General features: G+C 70.4%; 20 protein-coding genes. 9 read left to right on the top strand and 11 right to left on the bottom strand.

The window, feature by feature from the left end; genetic code table 11:
- On the bottom strand, positions 1 to 489 hold the full coding sequence (locus QRX50_RS06185) for a GbsR/MarR family transcriptional regulator (RefSeq protein WP_285970996.1): 489 nt from the start codon (positions 487 to 489) through the stop codon (positions 1 to 3).
- 94 nt (positions 490 to 583) lie between these two features.
- Between QRX50_RS06185 and QRX50_RS06190 the strand changes: the two genes are divergently transcribed.
- Positions 584 to 1,477: an ABC transporter ATP-binding protein gene (locus QRX50_RS06190; RefSeq protein ID WP_285970997.1), complete on the top strand. Its 894-nt coding sequence runs from the start codon at positions 584 to 586 to the stop codon at positions 1,475 to 1,477.
- Positions 1,474 to 3,102: an ABC transporter permease gene (locus QRX50_RS06195; RefSeq protein ID WP_285970998.1), complete on the top strand. Its 1,629-nt coding sequence runs from the start codon at positions 1,474 to 1,476 to the stop codon at positions 3,100 to 3,102. Before QRX50_RS06190 ends, QRX50_RS06195 begins: the two co-directional genes overlap by 4 nt.
- Here QRX50_RS06195 and QRX50_RS06200 read toward each other — a convergent pair.
- Complete coding sequence (locus tag QRX50_RS06200; protein WP_285970999.1) at positions 3,099 to 3,539, bottom strand: hypothetical protein; 441 nt, start codon at positions 3,537 to 3,539, stop codon at positions 3,099 to 3,101. The genes QRX50_RS06195 and QRX50_RS06200 overlap by 4 nt on opposite strands.
- A 36-nt stretch (positions 3,540 to 3,575) precedes the next feature.
- Positions 3,576 to 3,950 (bottom strand): hypothetical protein, encoded by a 375-nt coding sequence (locus tag QRX50_RS06205; protein WP_285971000.1) that lies wholly within the window; start codon positions 3,948 to 3,950, stop codon positions 3,576 to 3,578.
- 860 nt (positions 3,951 to 4,810) lie between these two features.
- Here QRX50_RS06205 and QRX50_RS06210 point away from each other — a divergent pair.
- Positions 4,811 to 5,287, top strand: a complete 477-nt coding sequence (locus QRX50_RS06210) for an MFS transporter (protein WP_285971001.1) — start codon at positions 4,811 to 4,813, stop codon at positions 5,285 to 5,287.
- Here the strand turns inward: QRX50_RS06210 and QRX50_RS06215 are convergent.
- Positions 5,268 to 5,828 (bottom strand): TetR/AcrR family transcriptional regulator, encoded by a 561-nt coding sequence (locus QRX50_RS06215; protein ID WP_285971002.1) that lies wholly within the window; start codon positions 5,826 to 5,828, stop codon positions 5,268 to 5,270. The genes QRX50_RS06210 and QRX50_RS06215 overlap by 20 nt on opposite strands.
- Before the next feature lie 104 nt (positions 5,829 to 5,932).
- On the opposite strand from QRX50_RS06215, the gene QRX50_RS06220 reads away from it, so the two are divergent.
- Complete coding sequence (locus tag QRX50_RS06220) at positions 5,933 to 6,712, top strand: nuclear transport factor 2 family protein (protein WP_285971003.1); 780 nt, start codon at positions 5,933 to 5,935, stop codon at positions 6,710 to 6,712.
- Here the strand turns inward: QRX50_RS06220 and QRX50_RS06225 are convergent.
- The 4 genes from QRX50_RS06225 to QRX50_RS06240 form a co-directional block, all read right to left on the bottom strand.
- The gene (locus QRX50_RS06225; RefSeq protein ID WP_285971004.1) at positions 6,693 to 6,869 is read right to left on the bottom strand and encodes a hypothetical protein; all 177 of its coding nucleotides are present in this window, start codon (positions 6,867 to 6,869) and stop codon (positions 6,693 to 6,695) included. The genes QRX50_RS06220 and QRX50_RS06225 overlap by 20 nt on opposite strands.
- Before the next feature lie 67 nt (positions 6,870 to 6,936).
- Positions 6,937 to 7,722 carry a metal-dependent hydrolase gene (locus QRX50_RS06230; RefSeq protein WP_285974372.1) on the bottom strand — a complete coding sequence of 262 codons (786 nt, stop codon included), beginning with the start codon at positions 7,720 to 7,722 and terminating at the stop codon, positions 6,937 to 6,939.
- Between the two features lie 59 nt (positions 7,723 to 7,781).
- A complete protein-coding gene (locus tag QRX50_RS06235; protein WP_285971005.1) occupies positions 7,782 to 8,135 on the bottom strand; it encodes an STAS domain-containing protein in 354 nt (117 codons plus the stop codon).
- Positions 8,136 to 8,389: 254 nt separating this feature from the next.
- Complete coding sequence (locus QRX50_RS06240; protein WP_285971006.1) at positions 8,390 to 8,698, bottom strand: WhiB family transcriptional regulator; 309 nt, start codon at positions 8,696 to 8,698, stop codon at positions 8,390 to 8,392.
- 151 nt (positions 8,699 to 8,849) lie between these two features.
- On the opposite strand from QRX50_RS06240, the gene QRX50_RS06245 reads away from it, so the two are divergent.
- The 4 genes from QRX50_RS06245 to QRX50_RS06260 all read left to right on the top strand — a co-directional run bounded on the left by QRX50_RS06245 (position 8,850) and on the right by QRX50_RS06260 (position 11,555).
- The gene (locus QRX50_RS06245) at positions 8,850 to 9,266 is read left to right on the top strand and encodes an ATP-binding protein (protein ID WP_285971007.1); all 417 of its coding nucleotides are present in this window, start codon (positions 8,850 to 8,852) and stop codon (positions 9,264 to 9,266) included.
- Positions 9,263 to 10,036, top strand: coding sequence for a SigB/SigF/SigG family RNA polymerase sigma factor (locus QRX50_RS06250; RefSeq protein WP_285971008.1), 774 nt, complete (start codon positions 9,263 to 9,265; stop codon positions 10,034 to 10,036). Before QRX50_RS06245 ends, QRX50_RS06250 begins: the two co-directional genes overlap by 4 nt.
- Before the next feature lie 67 nt (positions 10,037 to 10,103).
- On the top strand, positions 10,104 to 10,526 hold the full coding sequence (locus tag QRX50_RS06255; RefSeq protein WP_285971009.1) for an ATP-binding protein: 423 nt from the start codon (positions 10,104 to 10,106) through the stop codon (positions 10,524 to 10,526).
- 48 nt (positions 10,527 to 10,574) lie between these two features.
- The gene (locus QRX50_RS06260; RefSeq protein WP_285971010.1) at positions 10,575 to 11,555 is read left to right on the top strand and encodes an aldo/keto reductase; all 981 of its coding nucleotides are present in this window, start codon (positions 10,575 to 10,577) and stop codon (positions 11,553 to 11,555) included.
- A gap of 53 nt (positions 11,556 to 11,608) precedes the next feature.
- On the opposite strand, the gene QRX50_RS06265 is transcribed toward QRX50_RS06260, so the two are convergent.
- The 3 genes from QRX50_RS06265 to QRX50_RS06275 form a co-directional block, all read right to left on the bottom strand.
- Positions 11,609 to 12,355, bottom strand: a complete 747-nt coding sequence (locus QRX50_RS06265) for a 3D domain-containing protein (protein WP_285971011.1) — start codon at positions 12,353 to 12,355, stop codon at positions 11,609 to 11,611.
- A gap of 109 nt (positions 12,356 to 12,464) precedes the next feature.
- The gene (locus tag QRX50_RS06270; protein ID WP_285971012.1) at positions 12,465 to 13,118 is read right to left on the bottom strand and encodes an alpha/beta fold hydrolase; all 654 of its coding nucleotides are present in this window, start codon (positions 13,116 to 13,118) and stop codon (positions 12,465 to 12,467) included.
- Between the two features lie 587 nt (positions 13,119 to 13,705).
- Positions 13,706 to 14,377, bottom strand: coding sequence for an HNH endonuclease family protein (locus QRX50_RS06275; RefSeq protein WP_285971013.1), 672 nt, complete (start codon positions 14,375 to 14,377; stop codon positions 13,706 to 13,708).
- Positions 14,378 to 14,547: 170 nt separating this feature from the next.
- Between QRX50_RS06275 and QRX50_RS06280 the strand changes: the two genes are divergently transcribed.
- The gene (locus QRX50_RS06280; protein ID WP_285971014.1) at positions 14,548 to 15,600 is read left to right on the top strand and encodes an SEL1-like repeat protein; all 1,053 of its coding nucleotides are present in this window, start codon (positions 14,548 to 14,550) and stop codon (positions 15,598 to 15,600) included.
- The last annotated feature ends 789 nt before the right edge of the window (positions 15,601 to 16,389 follow it).

Below are 16,389 nucleotides of genomic sequence, written 5' to 3' on the forward strand. Positions count from 1 at the left end.
TCAGGCTTCGGCGGCCCGCCGCTTCGCCCGCTCCTCGTGCCACCGGTCGTAGAGGTTCGTGATCTCTTTCAGCGCGAACGACAGGAAGTCCTGCATCTCCGCCAGCCGCTTGCCGGCCGGCGTGTCCGCGCCCAGCGCGTCGATACCCTCCTCGGCCGCGTCGCGCCACATCATCAGGAACCGGTCGCGCTTCAGGAAAGTCGCGTACCAGAGGTCGTCATACAGCCGGTAGTGGTCACGGCGTTCGCCCGGCTCGCGAATCTTCGTCACGAGCCCCACCTGCTCCAGGTACCGCACGGCACCGGACACAGCCGCGGGGCTCACCGACAGCTGCGACGCCAGATCGGCGGCCGTGAGCTGACCTTCGTCGGTCGTCATCAGTGCCGCGAAGACGCGGGCGGCCATGCGCTGCATCCCGATCTGCGACAGCACGAGGCCCAGGCTCTCGACGTACCGGCGGACGGCGTCCTCGTCTCGCTGCGTCGTCATCCGTCCATCCTCTCGCACGCCCCAGGCCATGATCACTAGATACAGACATTTTCTTAACTTCACAACTTCGTGAAACGAGTGTAGCTTCCGAAACATGGGAAACGCCATCTCGATCTCCGGCCTCCACAAGTCTTTTGGCGCGGCGATGGCCCTCGACGGCCTCGATCTCCAGGTTCCCGTGGGGGAAGTCCACGGTTTTCTCGGCCCGAACGGCGCCGGGAAGTCCACCACCGTCCGGGTTCTGCTCGGGCTGCTGCACGCCGACGCGGGTGAGGTGAGCCTGCTCGACGGCGATCCGTGGCGCGACGCGGCGAGCCTGCACCACCGCCTCGCCTACGTGCCCGGCGACGTCAACCTCTGGCCCAACCTCTCGGGCGGCGAGGTGATCGACCTGCTCGGACGCCTGCGCGGCGGGCTCGACCAGGGCCGACGCAAGGACCTCATCGAGCGGTTCGACCTCGATCCGCGCAAGAAAGGCCGCACGTACTCCAAGGGCAACCGGCAGAAGGTCGCCATCGTGGCCGCGCTCGCGTCCACTGTGGACCTGCTGATCCTCGACGAGCCGACCTCGGGCCTCGACCCGCTCATGGAGTCGGTGTTCCAGGAATGCATCCAGGAGGAACGCGCGCAGGGCCGCACCGTGCTGCTGTCGAGCCACATCCTCGCGGAGGTGGAAGCGTTGTGCGACAAGGTGAGCATCATCCGCAACGGCCGCACCGTCGAGTCCGGCACGCTCGCCGAGCTGCGCCACCTCACCCGCACGTCGATCACCGCGGAGCTGGCCGGGCCGCCCAACGGCCTGGCCCAGCTCGCCGACGTCCACGGCCTCGAGGTGACCGGCAACCGCGTGCGCTTCGACGTGGAGACGCGCTCACTCGACGACGCGCTGCGCCAGCTCACGCAGGTCGGCGTGCGCAGCCTGGTCAGCCAGCCGCCGACGCTGGAGGAGCTCTTCCTGCGCCACTACACCGAGGGGACCGGGAAATGACCGCGACCCTCATGCGGGCGCCGGCCACGAACACCGCACTCGTCGGCACCTGGCACCTCACCCGGCTCGCGCTGCGGCGTGACCGCGTGATCCTGCCGATCTGGATCGTGCTGCTCAGCATCGTCCCGGCCGCCACGGTGTCGAGCTACGACCAGTTCTACCCCGACGCCGCCAGCCGCGCGGCGCTCACCGCGGGTGCCGTGGCGAACCCGTCGTTCTCGCTGCTCTACGGCCCGGCCTTCGACCTCACGACGGCGGGCGGCTTCATCGCGTGGCGCATGGGCGGGTTCCTCGCGCTGCTCATCGGGCTGATGGCCGTCTTCACGGTTACGCGCCACACGCGCGCCGAGGAGGACTCGGGCCGCGCGGAGCTGCTGGCGTCCACTGTGGTCGGTCGCTACGCGGCCCTGACCGCGGCTGTCCTCGTGTCCGGCGCGGCGAGCGTGCTGATCGGCGTGATCCAGGTCGGCACGATGATCAGCGCGAAGCTGCCAGCCGACGGCGCCCTGGCCTTCGGCGCGGGCACGGCGTTGGCGGGCTTGGTGTTCACGGGCGTCGCGGCGGTGGCCGTGCAGTTCGCCGAGTACTCGCGCACGGCCAACGGCATCGGCACCGCGGTGATCGGCGTCGCCTTCCTGCTGCGCGGCGCGGGCGACTCGACATCCGACGCCCACTGGGTCTCGTGGCTCTCGCCGATCGGCTGGTCGCAGCAGGTGCGCCCTTTCGCGGGCGAACGCTGGTGGGTCCTGCTGCTGCCCGTTGTGTTGAGTGTCGTGCTGGGCGCCGCCGGCTACGCCCTCCTGCCGCGCCGCGACGTCGGCACCGGCCTGGTGCCGCCCCGTCCGGGACCGCCTGGCGGTACGCCTTCGTTGCGCACGCCGTTCGCGCTGGCGTGGCGGCTGCAACGCGGCCCGCTCCTGGGCTGGGTCGTCGGCTTCGCCATCGGCGGCGCACTGTTCGGCTCCATCGCGAGCGGCATCTCCGGCCTCGTCGGCGACACCGAGCAGACGCGCCAGATCTTCGAGCGCCTCGGCGGTTCCGATGCGATCGTCGACGCCTTCCTCGCGACGATGGTGAGCCTGTTCGCCATGCTCAGCGCGCTGTACGGCGTGCAGGCGACGCTGCGGATGCGCACCGAGGAGACGGGCGTGCGCTTCGAACCGCTCCTCGCCACCCGCGTCGGCCGCCTCCGGCTGGCGGCGAGCCACCTCGTATTCGCGTACGTCGGGACGGCCCTGCTGGTGCTCGTCGGCGGGGTGCTGCTAGGCATTTCGCACGGGCTGCGCTCCGGGAACGTCGGCGTTTCCGTGGCCGACATGCTGACGGCCGTGCTGGTGCAGGTGCCGGCGACGTGGGTGATCGTTTCGGTGTGCACGCTGCTTTTCGGGCTGCTGCCGCGCTTCACCGGCCTGGCCTGGGCCGCCGGCGCGCTGGGGCTGCTGATCAGCCTGTTCGGTCCGGTCGTGAACGCGCCACAGGCGGTGCTGGACGTCTCGCCGTTCCAGCACCCGCCCAAGCTCCCGGGCGCGGCCTTCACGGCGACGCCGATCGTGTGGCTGCTGGTGGTCGCGGTGGCGTGCCTGGTGCTCGGCCTGTTCGGCTGGCGCCGGCGGGACGTCGGTTAGCGAACGGTCCCGTCGGGCCCCACGACCAAGCGGACTTGAACTCCTGGTTCACCGCATTGGCTCGCCTTCGGCGCCTGCGGGTGAACGGTCGTTCGCTTGGCGGCGCCGCCGTCGAGCACGAGCTTGACGCCAACGGGCGCGGCGGGCAGTCCGGAGATCTCGACGAACCCGTACCGCCCGCCGGTCGGCACGGCGGATGCTCCGCAGGCTGTGGGGGTGCAGGTGGTGGGGCCGGCGGTGGTTGCTCTTTGGAGCCCCACCTGGCGCTGGGTGCAGTGGCCGGCCCAGCACGCGGTCACTTCGGCTCGGCTGAACTGCCCGGCCGGCACGTCGATGGCGAGGCCGGCGGGCACGGCGATGGCTGGGCACATGAGCGGTGGCGGGCTGCAGGCGGTGAGGCCGAGCAGGAGGAGGGCGACGGCTAGGTGTCTGCGCACGTCAGCCAGACGTGCGGGGGCGGCTGGGTGGTTGCATCACCTCTGGGCCGAAGCGACATTCGGCGCGATGGCCGACGTCGGATCCAGCGACGTCGGCGACCCCGAGCCCGACTCCGACTGCGACTTCGGAGCGGGCAGCTCACGGGTCACGGACACCGTCGAGGTCGTCGTGCTCGGCGGTGGTGCCGGGGGTTCGGACTGCGACTGCGTCACGGTCACCGGGGGTGGTGGCCGGCCCGTGACCGTCACCGTGACCGGTTGCGCGGGCGGTGGCGACGACGGAACGGACGAACCGGCTGGACGGTTCGGTGAGTTCCCGGCCACGAGGAGTGCCGCCACGAGCAGGCCGACGGCGATGCCGGCCAGCCCGGTCACGACGACAGAACCCCAGGTCGGAGCCGTGTTGGACAAACCGGCACCTCCCTCGCCGAGCCGACGCGCGGGTACGAGGAGTAGTCGTGTTGATCTTATGCGCCGTTACAGACTGTGCAAGTTGAGCCGAATAAACGCAAGTTTGCGATCAGATGACCCCGCGCCGCAGATTCGAGGACTCCGGGCGACCGGTCCCGGCCGGCCTGGCCACGAGCAAACGTTGTTCAGCACCACCGGATTCTGCCGATTTCACCTCGTCGCCAGCGCCACCCCGCGCAGCCTGATCGCTTTGACGACGCTCAAACCGGCTCCGCGGCTACGCACCGCCGCCGCAGCGCCCCGCTCGGCGCTCAACAATTGCCCCTTCGCAAGGCGCTCACCAGGCAAAACCCCCGCCCTCCCAAGGGGGCGTCCCATCTCCATTCTACCGGCCAGCGCCGACCAGACCGTTGAAAAGCTGCGCGGAGGCCCGAGTTATCCACAACGCCGTTGCCACTGTGGGTAACTCGGGCGCGGGCACCTCAGCGGATTGCGAGGACGCGTCACAGAGAGTTGAGGGCGGCATAGGGCCCAGGTTGACCGCGGCGCGATGACCGCAGGCGCCGGTATGCGAGGAACCGATGGCCAGGTTCCGAGTTGCGCCTGACTGCGGTGGCCGTGGCACGGTTTTCGCCCGGCCCCGGGGGCCGGTTCCGCCCGGCCGGGATGCGGCCAAGCAGGAGCACGGCGGAAGACCCAGCCGGCGCCTGCCTCATGATGCGCGCGGCGCAGCCAAGGCGCGCCGCCCTCTCGTAACTCCGCACTTCGAAATCGCCGAAAGTGTGATCGGCAACAAGATCGCCCAACCTGCGCGGCACGGTCGCGAGCCCGTTCCGCTCGATGCCCACAACTCCTCAGCCATGACCCTCGAGCTCGCGCCGATCGGGGTCCTCAGCACGGTTTCCCTCACCGGCGCACTGGTCGCCAGCGCCATCGCGCGGCCGCTCGCGGCGAGAATCGGGGCGGCACGGGCACTGAACGCGGCAGCAGTCGTCTACGGAGGCTCGTTCCTGCTCTACGCCTTCACCACTCCGGGCTGGGGCCTGGCCTGGTACGTCGCCGGCGGTGTGGGCGCGGGGTTCGGGATCATCCTCATCAACGTCTACGCCGTGAGCTTCCGCCAGGCCGTCACGCCGAGGCGGTTGCTGGGCCGCGTGACGTCGGTGTCGACGACGCTCATCCGCGGCACGGCACCGCTGGGCAGCCTGGCGGGCGGCGTCCTCGCCGAGGTGACGTCCATGCGCGCCACGCTGTACGTCGTCGGCGTCGGCCTGGTGCTGTCGACGGCGATCCTGCTCGCGTCGCCGCTGCGGAAGCTCAGGGACCTGCCGGGGTGACGGTGCGCAGGCCGTCCAGCAGCACGCGGACCAGATGGTGGCTTCCAGGCGAGTACCGCTCGACGGCGAGGGCGCCGACGATCAGCGCACGCAGGTCGTCGCCATCGAGATCGCGGCGAACCGCCCCCGCCGCCTGCGCGCGCTGGAGCAGGGCGGCGAGGTTCGCGCGGAACTCCGTGCCGATCTCCGCCTTGTACGCGGAGCCTGTGGTGGCGCCGAGTGCTTCGCAGATCGCGCGGTTGAGGGAGGCCTGCTTGATCACGCGCGCGAAGTAGTCGTAGAAGGCCGCGCCCGGGTCTTCGGCGTCGACGAGCTCGCGGGCCTCGGCCGCGAACTGCTCCAGGCGCTCCAGCACCACGGCCTGGAAAAGCGCCTCCTTGCTGGGGAAATGCCGATAAACCGTGCCCGCGCCGACGCCCGCGAGCCGCGCGATGTCGTCGAGGGGCACGGCCAGGCCGTCGGCCGCGAAGGCCTCCTCGGCGGCAGCCAGCACGCGGGCCCTGTTGCGGCGCGCGTCGGCGCGCAGCAGTGGCTTGTCCACGGGCGTCCTCCTCGATCTCGTTGACAATCGGAGCGTCCACTCCGTATCGTGGGAACCGGGTGCGCCGTTCCGATTCAACCTCATTCTTCCTCGGAGAACTCCTGATGAGCCGAACCGTGTCCGAAATCTCGCAGCTCTTCGTCCACAGCATGCAGACGCTCGACCCCGCGCCGCTCGCCGACGTCTTCGCCGCCGAAGCCGTGTACGAACTGCCCTTCCAGGGCCACCGCGCCGAAGGCCGCGAAGCGATCCTGGCGACGCTCGGCGACGGCGCCGTCCGCGCCCGCGCGCTCGGGCTGGACTCCGTGCGGGTCGGCGTCCGCGAGCTGGCCGACGGGTTCGTCGCCGAGCTCACCGTCGAGGGCCGCAACCCGCACACCGGGGAGAGCTACGGGTTCCCGTCCTCGGTCGGGCTGGCGACCGTCCACAATGGAGAGATCGTGGCGTACCGCGACTTCCCCAACACCGCGGCGGCCCACACCATGACCGGTGCCACGACGGTGTTCCGGCAGTTCCTGGACGCGTCCGTGGACAACCGCTGGGACGACCTCGCCGACCTCTACGCCGAGGACGTCGTGCTGGAAATGCCCTTCACCCCGGCCGGCGTGCCGCGCCTGACGCACGGGCGAGAGGAGCTGCGCCGCCGGTTCCACGCGGCCGGCTCAGCGCGCCGCATGACCAAGGCGGACAACGTCGTCGTGCACGAAACCACCGACCCGTCCGTGCTCGTCACGGAGTTCGACCTCCACGGCGAACTCGGCGGCGAAGCGTTCGTCTCGTCGTACGTGATGGTGCTGACCGTGCGCGACGGCAAGATCTCCCACACCCGCGACTACACCGACACCGCCGCGGCGGCGAAGCGGATCAGCGCCGCTGCGCGGTGACCAGCAGCGGCGTGGCGAGCCCGGCCCGCGCGCCGAGGTCGGCCGCGAGCCCGGCCAGCCACCCGATCGCGTCGAGGGACCACTCGGCAAGAGTCCCGTGGACAGTCACCGCGTGCCGGGACGGGCCGGGCTGCGGCCGGGCGGTGACGTCCAGCAACGGGCCCGGAAACCGCGGAACCCGTGCTCAAGCGGTGCGGGTTGGGCTGCCGCCGCGGCGAAGCGGATCACTGCGTCGCGGTCTGCGCGGCCGGAGGGCTGAACAGCCGCTCCGCCGTCGAAGTCGTCCAGCCCCACACGCCGGGCACCAGGAGGACCCCCACGACCACGAAAATCGGGAACACCAACCGCGTCTCCACCTTTTTGCCCGTCCGCAGCCGGAAGATCTTCGGTGGCCGGATCTCGTACCAGGTCTCGCCCGCGATGGGCAGCGGGAAGAGGAACGGGCAGCCCGACTCGGTCAGCGAGTCGCCGAGGCAGTGGACCAAACACCCGGCCGCCACGGCGATCCCGAGCCAGCCCGAGATCTGCTGCAGCTGGGCGACGTGGTCGGGCGGCGCGGTGAAGTACCACCACAGGATGGCGCCGACGCTGACCGGCAGCAGCCAGTCGCCCAGGGCGCCCTCGGCGAGGAGCAGGCCGAAGACCACCACGCCGAACACCGCCCACGGACCGCCGGCCGCGGTGCCGGCCGAAGTCGCCAAGCCGAGGCCCGCGGCGAACAGCACCGTGTGCGACAGGTGGCGGTGCTTGCCCGTCACCTTCTCGTCGCGGGGGCCCTTCGTCAGGGCGTACACGGCCGACGAAACGCGGCGCAGGAGCCACGAGAGCGCGCCCGTCAGCCAGCCGAGGAGACGGGACGCGCTGGCGCCGGGGTGGTCGAGGTCGGGGAGCAACGCGAAGCCGGCCGTGGTGGCGGCGAAAACCACCGCCTGGTGCACGGAACCGGCGCCGACCGCGGGCGCGAGGGCGAGCCCCGCGCACCAGCCGGTCAGGGCGTGGGTGCGCCCCATCATCGTGGATCTCCCCCAGGTCGCGAGCGGAATTCAGGTCCGCGCGACCGTATCGGGGATCAGGCGGGCGGCTCCTCCGACACGCTCAGGTGTTCGGCCACTCCCGTGAGCTCGATGACGCGGCTCACGGCCGAGCTGGGGACCACCGCGAGCTCGACGTCCTGCTCACGGGCCTGCCGCTGGGCGTGCAGGACCACGTTCAACGCCGAGGAGTCGAAGAAGGTCACCCCGGTCAGGTCGGCCACCACGCGCTGCGAGCTCTTGTCCGCGATCAACCCGGCAAGGGCTTCCTGCAGCTGCGGGCTGGTGAGCAGGTCGAGCTCACCGTTGACCACCACCCGCGGCTCGGCGGCCTTGGTGTCCAGCGTGATGCCGAACCCGGGAGGGGTGGCGTTCTGGTCGGCTGCGGGCATGCAGTTTCTCCTCGTCAGGCGCTGCTGCTGCGCCGGTACGCGCCTGTAGTTCAAGCGGCAACCGTTCACGGTTCCAGGCATCTGGAAAGTCCAACCCTAACCCAGTGGGTGACTGCCGCCGCGTCGGCCGCCACTGTCCCGGAAAACGGTACGGGCGGGCAAGAGCCGGACGGCGGCACCGGCATTCCGGCGAACGGCCGCGCGCACAGCGACCCGCGTGCCGGCAGGGCACGCGGGGCGAGTTCGGGGCTGGGTCAGGCCGACAACGGATCGCGCTTGGCGTTGCGGCGTTCACGCATGAACAGCTCGCGGCGCTCGATCTCGCCGAGGCCGCCCCAGATGCCATACGGCTCCTGTACCGTCATGGCGTGCTTGCGGCACTGCGCCAGCACGGGGCAGGTCTGGCAGATCGCCTTGGCGCGCGACTCACGACGCTCGCGTGCGGACCCACGCTCGTTGTCGGTGTGGAAGAACAGGCTGCTGTCCGCGCCACGGCAGGAACCCTGCAGCTGCCACTCCCACTCCTCGGCGACCACGTTGGGCAGCCGGCTCACGTCAGCCATCTCGTCCCCACCTTTCCCGGGATCAGCACTTCGACCGCTACATGCCCGCCGGTCGCGCGAATCAAACCCGGGTTTGGTTTGCTCACACCCCGGGCATGAGCAGACCGGGCAGCACAGGACACGGCCGAGTGAGCCGGAGAGAGGACCGCACGTGGAGGACAACGCCCCGCTCGATCGGGAGGACGCGCAGCTCATCGAGGTGCGGACGGCGGCCATCCCGCACGTGGTGCCCACGCTGCGCACGATCGTCGCGGACATCGCGATGCGCCAGGACTTCGACCTCGACGCGGTGGAAGACCTGCGGATGGCGGTGGACGAGGCGTGCTCGATGCTCCTGCCGTCCGCGGCCGACGGCAAGCTGACCTGTGTCTTCTCCTGGATCGAGGGGCGCATCGAGGTCACCGTGTCGGTGGTCGCCGACACCCCGGACCACGGCGACGACACCGGTCTGTCCTGGCAGCTGCTCACGGCGCTGGCCACATCGGCGCGACGCACAGTGACCCCGGCCGAGGGCCGGTACCTCTCCCGGGTTCAGCTCGTCCGGGAGAGTGAGGTGGCCCGCCCGTGACCACCCCCGCCGAAGGCGGCGAGACCGATGTGGCGTCGCTGTTCGACGAGCTGGCCCAACTGCCCGATGGCTCCCCGCGCCGCGAGGTGATCCGGGACAGACTGGTGCGCGAGCACCTGGAGCTCGCCCGCAACCTCGCGCGGAAGTTCCGCAACCGCGACGAGGCGATGGACGACCTGGTGCAGATCGCGACGGTCGGCCTGATCCACGCCGTCGACCGCTACGACCCGACGCAGGGCACCGACTTCCTGGCGTTCGCCGTTCCCACCATTTCGGGTGAACTGCGTCACCACTTCCGGGACAACAGCTGGTCGGTGCGGGTGCCGCGGCGGCTGAAGGAGCTCAACGCGTCCATCTCCGCCGCGCGCGAGGAGCTCACTGTGCGGCTCTCGCGCGCGCCGCGCCCGAGTGAGATCGCCCAGCACCTCGGCGTGCCGATGGAGGACGTCTACGAAGGCCTGCGCGCCGGCCAGGGCCGCTACGGCGCTTCGCTGGACAACCTGCTGGAGAACTCGGCGCACACGCGCTTCGGCGCGCCCGACGCGAACCTCAGCCAGGCGGAGCTGCGCGAGGCGCTGCGGCCGATGCTGGAGAGCCTGCCCGAGCGGGAGCGCAAGATCGTCGCGCTGCGGTTCGGGTCGGGGATGAGCCAGTCGGACATCGCGCGCCGTGTGGGCGTTTCGCAGATGCAGGTGTCGCGCCTGCTCGCGTCGACGCTGAAGAAACTGCGCACGGGACTGGTCGAGACGGACATCACCGAGGGCACCTGATTCGGGGTCCCCCCTCTTGGGTAGTAAGCCGGTGCGAGTAACGGACAGGTCGGGAGGTGTGGAAGCCATGACGATGTCGAAGATGCCGACGCGAGGCACCACGACACCCGCCACCGTGCGCCTGGCGCTCCCGGACGACGTCACCGCGCCCGCGATCGCCCGCCACGCTGTCCGCGCCGCGCTCGAAGAGCTGGCTGTGGGCGACCAATGGCGGGATGACGTATTGCTGGCGACGTCCGAGCTGGTGACCAACGCGTTCGAGCACGGTGAGCGGCCGGATCGGCTGGAGCTGCGGCTCTCGGAGGGACGGCTGGTGGTCTGCGTCTTCGACGTCGGCCAAGCGGTGCCGCATCTCAAGGAGCCCTCGCCGGAGGCGGCGCGCAGCCGGGGGCTGCAGCTGGTCCACGTACTGTCGCAGGAGTGGGGTTACGAGCCGTGCCCGGGCGGGAAGTACGTCTGGGCAGCGTTCGCGGTGGGACCGGTCGCGTGAGTGCCTTGACTGCTCGGCGCTGATCCGGGTCCGCTTAGGATCGGTCGCATGGAGACTCGCAAGATCACCCGGCTGGGGCGTGAGGTGTCCGCCGTCGGCCTCGGGTGCTGGCAGCTCGGCGCCGATTGGGGCAACGTCGACGAATCCGATGCCATGGGCGTGCTGCACGCGGCGGCCGACGAGGGCGTCACCTTCTTCGACACCGCCGACGTCTACGGCGACGGCCGCAGCGAGACGCTGGTCGGCCGCTTCCGCCGCGAACGTGGTGACGGCGTGTTCGTGGCCACGAAGATGGGCCGCCGGGCCGAGCAGGTGCCGGAAACCTACGTCGAGAAGAACTTCCGCGAGTGGAACGACCGGTCCCGCCGGAACCTCGGGATGGACACCCTCGACCTCGTCCAGCTGCACTGCCCGCCGACCGCCGTGTACTCGTCCGACGCCGTGTACGACGCGTTGGACCGCATGGTCGACGAGGGGCGGATCAAGGCTTACGGCGTCAGCGTCGAGACGTGCGACGAGGCCCTCACGGCGCTTTCGCGGCCGAATGTCGCTTCGGTGCAGATCATCCTGAACGCCCTGCGGCTCAAGCCGCTGGAGCGCGTGCTGCCGACGGCGGTGGAGACGGGCGCCGGGATCATCGCGCGGGTGCCGCTCGCGTCGGGTCTGCTGTCGGGGCGCTACACGGCCGCGACGACCTTCGGGGCCGACGACCACCGCAACTTCAACCGGCACGGTGAGGCGTTCGACGTCGGCGAGACCTTCTCGGGCGTGCCGTTCGAGGTCGGGCTGGAGGCCGTCGAACGGCTGCGCGGGCTCGTGCCGGAGGGGCAGACTTTCGCGCAGTTCGCGCTTCGGTGGATTCTCGACCAGCTCGGGGTTTCCGTGGTGATCCCTGGTGCGCGCAATGCGGAGCAGGCGCGGGGGAACACCGTTGCGGCCGGGCTCGCTCCGCTGCCGGAAGAATCGGCGGCCGGGGTGCGGGCCACGTATGACGAGCTGATCCGGCCGTTGGTGCACGACAAGTGGTGACACGCTAGAAAAGGCTTCCTCGAGTGTGGTTTCGCTCGAGGAAGCCCTTTCTTTTATTCGACGGTGAGCGTCAGGCGCTGCACGCCCCAGTCGTTGGCCTGGTTGCCCGGGAGCCAGACGTCGAGGATGTCATCCTTGATCCAGCTGCCGATGTCGGCCGCGTAGCAGTGGCCGTAGCCCGGGACGGAAATCCTGGTGCCCCAAGGGATGTTGCGGGCGTCGACGGCGCAGAAGCCCGGGCCGGCCTGGTAGCCGAGGGCGGTCTGGGCGATGTCGTTGTAGGCGGTGACGCGGTAGTTGAGCGTCATGCCCTTGGCGAGGGCGTACGGCGCGAGCTTGTTGGCCGAGTTCACGCGGTAGGCAGTGGAAATCTGGCCGAGCGAGCCGGGCGAGTTGTCCTCGGCGGTCATGGCGTAGAGCTGGTAGTTGGCGTTCTGGCAGGGGCTCGCGTCGGTGACCTGGAGCGTCGGCTGGCCCCAGTCGCTGATCCACTGCAGGGCCTGGCCGTTGCGGAACGCGCGGTAGGCCTTGGCGCCCGGCACGCGGGAGAACGTGAAGGTGACCTTGCCGTCGCTGCCGAGCCCGCCGGTGACGCCGGTGGGTGCGGGCAGGCGGTTGCCGACGTTGACCGCGCCGACGAGTGAGCCGGGTCCGTGTCCGCCGGAGACGGGACGGTCGGGGATCGGACCGCTGTAGAAGTGCTGGCACGCGGGCAAAGTCGCGGCGCTGGCCGTCGCGACGGGGACGGTGACGAGCGCGCCGAGCGCGAGCACGGCAGCGGTGAGGGCTCTGAGTTTCACTTTCGGAACCTCCGGGGACCGGGGTGGAGGAACCGTGCACGGGAGACCGACGTTAGGGAGCCTTCGACCGGCTCGTCAATAGGTCTGGACCATTTGGCGGCGGGTGATGTCAGAGCGTGGCGAAATACCGCTCGAGCCGGTCGGCCAGCTCAACCGGACGGCTCAACGCCACACCGTGGGACCCGTCGATCTCGTCGGCCTCGATCCCCAGCCGCTCGCGCGCGACGCGCCGCTGGAGCTCAGGCGAGAACAACTTGTCGTCGCGGCAGAGCAGGACGCGCGTGGGGACGTCGGGCAGCTGCGCGTCTGGCCACGGGTCGTCCCACTCCGCGCTGACCTGATCGCGGCTGCGGCGCAGGCATTCGGCGGCGAGCTCCGGTGGGACGTCGCCGAGGTAGATCTCCGTGTCGGTGAGCTCTTCGCCGGGGCTTTCGAATCCGACGTTGCCCCACCATTGCCCCGGCGCCTCACCGGGCGCGGGCACCATGCCGGCGAGAAAAACGAGCAGCCGCGCGTTTTCCAGCCGCGCCGCTGCCATCGGCGCGGTGAATCCGCCATAGGAATGCCCCACGACAACGATGTCCTGCTTTCCCGCCACCGCCGCCATGGCCGTGGCCGCGAAGTCCGCCAGCTTCGCGTCGGGGTTCCTGATCGGCAGGTCCGGCGCCACGGCTTCGTGACCCCGCCGGCGCAGCTCGTCGACGACGAGGTGCCAGTCCCAGCCGTTGCCGCCACCGCCGTGGATGAGGAGGAAGGTCGCCATGGCGGGGACACTAGCCCACGGGTCCGACAATTCCGGCCCGCGCGACGCCACCCTAGAGATCCGAATCCGAACGATGCTCCGTCAACACGGCACCGCATTCGGGGCACCTCGGCGCGACGGCGGTCTCCGCCTCACCCAGCACGCAACGCACGAAGAACACCGTCGGGCAGCTCAGGCACTCCAGGCCCACTCCTGGTCCGTTGAACCGGACGTCGGCGTCACGCGATCGACCGGGTCGCCGCACCGGCGGCAGTACCCCCATCCCCAGACCGCGCAGTGTCGTCGGCGCTTGCGGGTGCCCGAGGAACGCCGCGCGAGCCAGGTGACCGGCCTCCACCAGCGACGCTCCGAAGAGGAAGTGCGCGTCGACAGAGCTCGGGTCGAGGCGGGCGGCCTACTCGAACGCTTTCGCGGATTCCCGGCTACGGCCTTGCCGCCACAGGCGCATGCCCAGCTCGAAGGCCTCGCCGGTGCCCACCTGATCACCGGGACGCGATCGGCGCGAGAAGATACCCATCCACAGCTCCCTTCGGTTACCGCGACGGATGGTATGTCCCGGCGGCCGGGAGCGGTCCCGTAACGGAAGGTCAGCTGGCGGCCGGGCAGCGGCGCAGCATGTCCTGCAACGCCGTCTTCTCCCCCGTCGTGATGGTGAGGCCGTAGAAGTGCTTCACGGTCACCCAGTCCGTCGCGTAGGTGCACCAGAACGACACCAGCGGCGGCTTCCACTCGTCGGGGGCCTTGTCGCCCTTCTGCTGGTTGAGGTTGTCCGTCACGGCGAAGAGCTGGGGGCGCGTGAGGTCGTTGGCGAACTGCTCGCGTTTGGACTCCGGCCAGTCGCGCGCGCCGCTGGCCCAGGCCTGGCCGAGGGGCACCATGTGGTCGATGTCGACGTCGCCGGGTTTGGTCCAGGTCTCGGCGTCGTAGACGCTGAACCAGGTGCCGGACGTCGGGTTGCAGTCGGTGCCGGCCTTGACGTCCTTGCCGTCGCGCTTGAGCACGAGCTCGCGCGTGTTGCAGTTGTGCCCTTGGTTGTCCCAGTGCGGGAATTTGTCACGGGAGTAGCCGGACATCGACGTGCGCGTCGAGATTTTCAGCTCCGCCAGCTGCTGCGTGACGTCGGCGGGTGCGGCACCCGTGGGTGAGGTGCCCGTGGGCTCGGCGCCGCTTTGCCGTCCGGCGTACCAGATCCCGGCGACGGCCACCACGAGAACCACGACCACCAGCAGGATCCGCTGGGTGGGAAACGTCCGGGCCATGCGCGCGTGATCCTCTCGACGGGTTCGGGAGGCGGCAGTATGCCCGGTGCGAGGCCCGTGACCGCGCCGACACTCTCAGCTGCGCGCGAACCGTGTCCGGGACCACGGTGTCACGTCCGCGGCGCGCCGAGCGACTACGGGGGTGGGGGCGGGCGGAAGGGAGAGTGCCGATGAGCGGGCGGCTGCGGAAGTGGAACTCGCGCGTCGACGACTACCTGCAGCGCAAGGCCGCGGAGGGCGGCAACGTCGTCGCGATGACACGCCTCGGAGCGGCGCTGCGCGAACGTGGCGACCAGGCGGAGGCCGAGACGTGGTTCCGCCGCGCCGCGGCCGGCGGCGACCGCATCGCGATGACGGCGTTGGCGAACCTCCTGGCCGAGCGTGGCGTGCTCGACGAGGCCGAACGCTGGTACCACGAGGCCGCCCACGCCGGCGAGCCGCGCGGGATGCTGGGGCTCGGGCGCGCGTACGAACGGCGCGCCCGCGTCGAGGACGCCGAGTACTGGTTCCACGAGGCCGCCGTGACCGGTGACGTCGACGCGATGGGCGCGCTCGGGCACCTGCTCGCCGAACGCGGCCGCTACGACGAGGCCGAGGACTGGTGCCGCCGCGCCGCGAGCTCCGGCAGCACGTCCGCGATGATCGACGTCGGCATCGTCATGCGCGAACGCGGCCGCTACAGCGAGGCCACGCGCTGGTGGCGCGAGGCCCTCTCCGACGGCGATCTCTCGGCGACGTGCCTGCTCGGCCGCCAGTCCGAACGCTTCGGCAAGCTCCAGGACGCCGAATCCTGGTACCGCCAGGGCGCGACCTCCGGCAACGTCGAGGCCACCGTCCGCCTCGGCCTGCTCCTGCACCGCCGCGGCGACGTCGACGAGGCCGAGGCTTGGTACCTCGACGCGGCCGAAGCCGGCGACGCCGCCGCGATGACCAACCTCGGCGTCCTGGCCCGCAACCGCGGCGACGAGGGCGAAGCCGCGGCCTGGTACCGCAAGGCGGCGGAGCACGGCAGCATCCCGGCGCTGACGAACCTCGGGCACCTCGCGGAGGCGCGCGACGAGCTCGCGAAGGCAGAGCGGTTTTTCCGCGCGGCGGCCGAGACCGGGGATGTGCAGGGGATGTTGAGCTTGGCGCGGATGTTGCAGGCGCGGGGGTCGGTGGAGGAGGCGGATACGTGGTTGTCGCGGGCGGAGGAGTCTCAGGGGGAGCATGACCGCGCTTGAGTGGCCGGGGCACGGGGATTTTCGGCGCGGGCAAGGCGCCTGCGAGCCGGCCGGTCGGCATCGGCGACGCGCGCCTCACCGCCGGGGCGCGTCGAGGGCGTTCCGGACCTCTACGACGCTGCGAGCCAACGTTCGGAATCGGCGATGTGCGAGCCGCGCTGTGCCGACGGCACCACCGAGCGTCTTCGCGGCCTCTCCGAGCATGGCGAGCCGGGCGAACGGGACCCGCGATGTGCGAGCAATGCTCAGCCGCCGGGGGACACACAGCCCCGCCTCCCTTGGCAGGGTTCCGGCAAAGTCGGCGGGTGTTCGGCGGTGAATGCCGAGCGGGGTGAACGACCGGGGTGGTGTCGCTGTCGAACGGGCCGGTCACCTGGCGCACGACCGTCTCGTCCGTGGCGACGTATCTGCCCTGCCGTGTCGACACGGGCACCCAGCAACACCGGTGCAGGCCGGTGGGGGCATCGCCTGCCCATTCCCTGATCGCGGCGGACAATCACCACTACCACAGCGAGCACGACTCTCACACGATCATGGCACCCGGACAATCATACGATCAACAGGAGCGGCGGTCGCTCAGCAACAGGCCACAAACGACTGTGGCCGGAACCCTGCCCTCCCTTGGGGCGTCCCGTCCAATCCTATCGGCCCCCACTGACAATTCCGCGAGACCGACGCCACCACACCGCAGTTGTCCACAACTCGGAGTGGGCTGTGGACAGACCGCGAGAGACGAAAGCGCGGCTCAGCTCAGCACCGAATGGGCGGGCCAATCCCCCAGACCTCCGC

The organism is Amycolatopsis sp. 2-15 (assembly GCF_030285625.1).
GTDB lineage: Bacteria > Actinomycetota > Actinomycetes > Mycobacteriales > Pseudonocardiaceae > Amycolatopsis > Amycolatopsis carbonis.